The 6,171-nt window shown below is 42.5% G+C and carries 4 protein-coding genes; 2 read left to right on the top strand and 2 right to left on the bottom strand.

Features of this window, described 5'->3' with window-relative positions; translation table 11 throughout:
* Nucleotides 1–303: 303 nt before the first annotated feature.
* Together clpA and clpS are read right to left on the bottom strand one after the other, a co-directional pair.
* On the bottom strand, nucleotides 304–2,568 hold the full coding sequence (clpA, locus tag F9Y84_RS21590) for an ATP-dependent Clp protease ATP-binding subunit ClpA (protein WP_125254437.1): 2,265 nt from the start codon (nucleotides 2,566–2,568) through the stop codon (nucleotides 304–306).
* 28 nt (nucleotides 2,569–2,596) lie between these two features.
* Nucleotides 2,597–2,914, bottom strand: a complete 318-nt coding sequence (gene clpS / locus F9Y84_RS21585) for an ATP-dependent Clp protease adapter ClpS (RefSeq protein WP_128730272.1) — start codon at nucleotides 2,912–2,914, stop codon at nucleotides 2,597–2,599.
* Between the two features lie 200 nt (nucleotides 2,915–3,114).
* Between clpS and cspD the strand changes: the two genes are divergently transcribed.
* Together cspD and F9Y84_RS21575 are read left to right on the top strand one after the other, a co-directional pair.
* Nucleotides 3,115–3,333, top strand: coding sequence for a cold shock domain-containing protein CspD (cspD, locus tag F9Y84_RS21580; RefSeq protein ID WP_125254439.1), 219 nt, complete (start codon nucleotides 3,115–3,117; stop codon nucleotides 3,331–3,333).
* A 461-nt stretch (nucleotides 3,334–3,794) separates the two neighbouring features.
* Nucleotides 3,795–6,014, top strand: coding sequence for an NADP-dependent isocitrate dehydrogenase (locus tag F9Y84_RS21575; RefSeq protein ID WP_128730274.1), 2,220 nt, complete (start codon nucleotides 3,795–3,797; stop codon nucleotides 6,012–6,014).
* The last annotated feature ends 157 nt before the right edge of the window (nucleotides 6,015–6,171 follow it).

Here is a 6,171-nt window from a genome sequence, read left to right as displayed (position 1 = left end):
CTCGTTAATCTGCGTGTGTAGATTTGTACTAAGCTGAAGCCGTAAATTCGCTGATACCCAAGAAACTTCAAATTCTGTTGATGTTATTTAGGTATAGCCAAGTTCATTCATATCATTAGTACACACGAACGACTTACATTGAGCTTATCTGATGACTATTTAGTGGCTAGGCTTGGTTTCCCTTCGTGCTCAATAGCTTTGGGGTTGGCTATTCATAACGGGTTTTGCATATCGTTTTGGCAACAAAAAACCCAGCTATGCTGGGTTTTTATGAGCACTATAGAGAAAGTAACCTAATACTACTTATGCCGACACGGCTTCAGTTTGATACTCAAAAGACAGTTTATTGTCCTTCACAGTTACTTTCACAGTACCACCATCAGACAAATGGCCGAACAATATTTCGTTCGCAAGTGGCTTTTTCAAGTTATCTTGAATAACTCTTGCCATCGGACGAGCCCCCATGGCTTTGTCATAGCCAAGATCTCCTAACCAATCTCTCGCTTGTGTTGTCAACTCTAGGTTGACTGACTTTTTATCAAGCTGAGCTTGTAGTTCGACGATAAACTTATCAACCACTTGCAAAATAACCTCTTTCTCAAGGTGATTAAACCAAATGATGTTATCCAACCGGTTTCTAAACTCTGGTGTGAACACTTTATTGATTTCTACCATCGCATCATGAGAGTAATCTTGCTGCTGGAATCCAATTGATTGACGAACCGTCTCTTGAACACCGGCATTTGTCGTCATCACCAGTACAACATTTCTAAAGTCTGCTTTGCGACCGTTATTATCGGTCAAAGTACCATGGTCCATAACCTGCAACAGAATATTGTAGATATCAGGGTGAGCTTTCTCAATTTCGTCAAGTAATACGACTGCATGAGGGTGCTTTATGGCAGCTTCGGTCAATAACCCACCTTGCTCAAACCCAACATATCCAGGAGGAGCACCGATTAATCGGCTCACGGCATGACGCTCTGCATATTCTGACATATCAAAGCGTATAAACTCGATGCCCATACACTTAGCAAGTTGTTTGGTCACTTCAGTTTTACCCACTCCCGTAGGCCCTGCAAACAAGAACGAGCCAACCGGCTTGTCTTCATTAGCCAGACCTGAGCGAGACAACCGGATTGCTGACGTTAACGCATCAATAGATTCGTCTTGGCCAAATACCAACATTTTTAAATTGCGGTCTAGGTTTTTCAACGTTTCTTTATCGCTTGACGATACGCTTTGTTGAGGGATACGAGCCATCTTGGATACAATTGCTTCTATATCAGCAACACTGATTGTTTTTTTGCGTTTTGATGAAGGCTGTAACCTTTGGTTTGCTCCAGCTTCATCGATGACGTCAATTGCTTTGTCGGGTAAATGACGTTCGTTAATGTACTTTGCGCTAAGCTCAGCCGCAGCCTTCAGTGCTTTTTGAGTATAACGAATACCATGATGCTCCTCATAACGTTCTTTCAACCCGTTAAGTATCTTGGTGGTATCTTCTACACTAGGCTCAACAACATCAATTTTTTGGAAACGACGAACAAGCGCTCGGTCTTTCTCAAAAATGTTTTTAAACTCAGAGTAGGTAGTTGAACCCATACATCTTAGTTGCCCACTGGATAACAGTGGTTTAATTAGGTTAGACGCGTCCATTACACCACCAGATGCGGCTCCTGCACCAATGATAGTGTGAATTTCGTCAATAAAGAGGATAGCGTGAGGTTTAGCTTGAAGCTCTTTAAGCAAGGCTTTAAAGCGCTTTTCAAAGTCTCCACGATATTTCGTTCCGGCTAGAAGTGCCCCCATGTCCAATGAGTAAACTACAGCATCCGATATTACATCAGGTACCTGATTATTTACGATACGATACGCAAGTCCTTCAGCAATTGCCGTTTTACCGACACCAGCTTCTCCCACCAATAATGGGTTATTTTTCTTACGACGACACAGGACTTGAACCGTGCGCTCAACCTCCTCGTCACGCCCAACAAGCGGGTCTATTCGCCCCGATTCAGCTTGAACGTTAAGGTTAGAGGTAAAGTTTTCCAGTTTGGTTTTTTCTTCCTGCTGCATTTCACCGCTATCATCTTGCATCTCTTCGTGATCTTCTTGTTCTCCATCGTCCTCAATCTTTGAGATACCATGGCTGATAAAATTCACGATGTCTAAGCGGCTAACGTCCGATTTTTTAAGTAAATAGACTGCCTGACTTTCCTGTTCGGAAAAAATAGCGACGAGTACATTTACTCCTGTCACTTCAGAGCGGCCTGAAGATTGAACGTGGAATACGGCACGTTGAAGGACACGTTGGAAGCCAAGTGTCGGTTGAGTTTCTCTGTCTTCCTCTAAATCAGGAATAACAGGTGTCGTTTCATCAATAAACTCTGATAACTCACGCTTCAGGCTAGTCATATCGACACCGCAAGCATCTAGCGCTTCACTAGCAGAAGGGTTATCGATCAATGCAAGTAATAAGTGCTCGACCGTCATAAATTCATGACGACGAGAACGAGCCTCGCGAAACGCGGCGTTAAGAGTAAGTTCTAAGTCTTTGTTTAGCATTGGCAACCCCCAACAAGAAATTTATAGGTCATTCCTGCTCACAACTACAGAGCAGCGGATGCTCATTGTCACGAGCATATCGGTTTACCTGCTCAGCCTTTGTATTGGCAATATCAGCAGGGTACACTCCACATACCGCTTTTCCCTTGTGATGCACTTCAAGCATCACCTCAGTTGCTCTCTCGCTATCCATATTGAAGAATGTCGTCAATACCTCGACAACAAAATCCATGGGTGTGTAATCATCATTGTTTAAAATCACTTTATATTTTCGTGGTGGCTGAAGCTGCTGCTTCTGCTCTTCACGAACGGCGTCCAATACACCCGAATCTTTTGTCCCACTCATAATTAAATATAGTCTTGTCTTATATACTCAAGCAAATAGAATTGAGAAATAAATAAAATGTTAAAAAAAAGAGCAAAAAACTTGACTGCTTGCTCATATAAACTACAGTCTTACATGACTGTCTAATCTATGGGCAGTTTAGCAAAATTAAAAGAGTAGATTAACTTTAATTTAGTCAACTTATAGAAGGATGTAGAAGTATGGCTTGCGGAAAAGTCAAATGGTTCAACAACGCCAAAGGGTTTGGTTTCATCGTAGAAGACGGCAGTGACGAAGATATCTTTGCGCATTACTCAACGATTGTAATGGATGGATACAAGACGCTTAAAGCTGGTCAGGATGTATCATTCGAGCTACAAGAAGGCCCTAAAGGGCTTCACGCTACCAACATTTCTCCTATTACGGAAGATGTTGTGTAAGACGTGGTAGTTTTTGGCTAAAGCGGGTTACATTCGTGCTCGCTTATTCCCTCCAAATTTTAACTAATCTTTCTTCACTTCATGCTAATACGCATTCACTTTTGTCCTAATTGTTATAACTTTTCACTTTTATACTTTAAATTTAATAATTAGCCCCCATATGCAAACATTGTTAGACTAAAGCACGGTTGCAAAGCGCAATAAAGGTTGGTTAGATATTCTTATTTAAAGTGTAAAGCCTTACTCTAAAAACTGAGGCAAGTAACAATATCTAACAAACCTGCTAACGTAACGCTAACTAGCTCACAGTTGTGTGGGCAGTTACTAAAGCCTCTATATCTATAATTGTTTTTGTTTTCAATTTACCGGTTGGTAAATAGGTTAGAAGCTTAGAAATCGCGTTGCTTAGTCCTAATAGCAATTGTTGAACGGCGCAAGCCCACAACTATCTAGGAATGATGATGACATCGAAAATTATCTACACCAAAACAGATGAAGCACCAGCACTAGCCACTTATTCGCTCCTGCCAATCATCCAAGCATTCACCAAGCCTGCAAATATCGAAGTAGAAACTCGCGATATTTCTCTAGCAGGACGCATCATTGCAACTTTCCCTGAATATTTAAAAGAAGAACAACGCATTGGTGATGCGCTAGCGGAATTAGGCGAACTTGCAAAGACGCCTGAAGCAAACATCATCAAATTACCAAACATCAGTGCGTCTATTCCACAGCTTCGTGCTGCGATCAAAGAATTGCAGGCAAAAGGCTACGCGTTACCTGACTACCCTTCAGAGCCTAAAACGGACGAAGAAAAAGACATTAAGGCGCGTTACGATAAAATTAAAGGCAGTGCTGTAAACCCTGTACTTCGTGAAGGTAACTCTGACCGCCGTGCTCCTACTTCTGTAAAAGGTTATGCGCGTAAAAACCCACATTCGATGGGTGCTTGGTCAAAAGACTCACAATCTTATGTAGCTTCAATGACTGACGGTGATTTTTTTGGTTCTGAGCAATCTGTAACTGTTAACGAAGCAACAGATGTGCGTATTGAGCACGTAGCGGCCAATGGCGAGGTAACCATATTAAAGCAAAGCACTCCACTTCTTGCAGGTGAAATTATTGATGCTTCACGTATGAGTGCCAGTGCACTACGCGAATTTCTTGCGGCACAAGTACAAGAAGCAAAAGATAAAGGTGTATTGTTCTCGCTGCACATGAAAGCGACGATGATGAAGGTATCTGATCCAATTATCTTTGGTCATGCTGTTAAGGTTTTCTATAAAGACGTATTTGAAAAGCATGCAGCGACATTTGCTGAAATCGGCGTTGACGCTAGCAATGGTATTGGCGACGTTTACGCTAAAATTGACTCTCTTGATGACGCAAAGCGCCAAGAGATTGAAGCAGATCTGAACGCAGTATATGAAACTGCGCCTGATATCGCGATGGTTGACTCTGACCGTGGTATTACTAACCTGCATGTTCCAAGTGATGTCATCATTGACGCGTCGATGCCTGCAGCTATTCGCTCTAGTGGTCAAATGTGGAATGCTGAAGGTAAACAACAAGACACCGCTTTTGTAATTCCTGATCGCTGTTACTCAGGCGTTTACAGTGCGACTATCGACTTCTGTAAAGAGCATGGTGCTTTTGATCCTCGCACTATGGGCACGATTCCAAACGTTGGCCTAATGGCTCAAAAAGCAGAAGAATACGGCTCACACGACAAAACCTTTGAAGCGCCTTCTGCGGGTACAATTCGTGTAGTTGATACAGCTGGTAATACATTACTTGAGCACACTGTTGAAGAAGGTGACATCTGGCGCATGTGTCAGGTCAAAGACGCACCAATTAAAGACTGGGTTAAACTTGCCGTGAATCGCGCTCGTGCAACCAATACACCTGCTGTATTTTGGTTAAATGAAAACCGTGCACACGATGCAGAGCTAATCAAAAAGGTCAATGCGTATCTTCCAGAGCATGACACAAATGGTCTTGAGATCTTGATCAAAGCACCTGTCGATGCGACTCTTTTCTCCCTTGAGCGTATGAAAAAAGGAGAAGACACGATTTCTGTAACAGGTAACGTGCTACGTGACTACCTAACAGATCTTTTCCCTATTCTTGAGCTTGGTACAAGTGCAAAAATGCTATCTATCGTACCACTAATGAATGGCGGCGGTTTATTCGAAACGGGGGCCGGTGGTTCTGCACCTAAGCATGTTCAACAATTCGAAAAAGAAAACCACTTACGCTGGGATTCTTTAGGTGAGTTCCTAGCAACTGCGGCTTCTTTTGAGCACTTAAGTCAAACAACAGGTAATGCTAAGGCGCAAGTTTTAGCTGATACTTTGGATGCAGCGACAGCTAAATTCCTTGACGAGAACAAGTCTCCTTCACGTAAAGTGAAAGAGCTGGATAACCGTGGTAGCCACTTCTATCTGGCAATGTACTGGGCGCAGGAACTTGCAGCGCAAGACCAAGATACTGAGCTTAAAGCCAAATTTGAAAATATAGCTGGCGAGCTGACTGCTAAAGAAAGCGAAATTGTTGCAGCATTGAACGAAGTTCAAGGTGTGTCAATGGATGTTGGCGGATATTACCAGCCAGAGGACGACAAAGCATTTGCAGCAATGCGTCCGTCATCTGTACTCAACGATATTTTAGCTTCACTTTAATGTTTAGTTAAACCACTAAAGGCGGCCAAAAGGCTAATGCTGATCAGTTAAGAAGTTGATCGGTTGACCGATCAAAATGATCATGCACAATCCGTAGCTAGGCAACTAACTACGGATTTTTTGTGAATATAGAACAAGCTCTTCATTCAGCTTTTGA

Source organism: Pseudoalteromonas peptidolytica (assembly GCF_012641745.1).
GTDB lineage: Bacteria > Pseudomonadota > Gammaproteobacteria > Enterobacterales > Alteromonadaceae > Pseudoalteromonas > Pseudoalteromonas peptidolytica.
Note: the sequence above shows the minus strand (reverse complement) of the source record. Positions and strands in the feature narration are given on the sequence as shown.

What these genes read in the sequence shown, in the direction of transcription:
- F9Y84_RS21575 (WP_128730274.1), top strand. Translation starts at nt 3,795, where the DNA reads ATGACATCGAAAATTATCTACACCAAAACAGATGAAGCACCAGCACTA.
- clpS (WP_128730272.1), bottom strand. Translation starts at nt 2,914, where the DNA reads ATGAGTGGGACAAAAGATTCGGGTGTATTGGACGCCGTTCGTGAAGAG.
- clpA (WP_125254437.1), bottom strand. Translation starts at nt 2,568, where the DNA reads ATGCTAAACAAAGACTTAGAACTTACTCTTAACGCCGCGTTTCGCGAG.
- cspD (WP_125254439.1), top strand. Translation starts at nt 3,115, where the DNA reads ATGGCTTGCGGAAAAGTCAAATGGTTCAACAACGCCAAAGGGTTTGGT.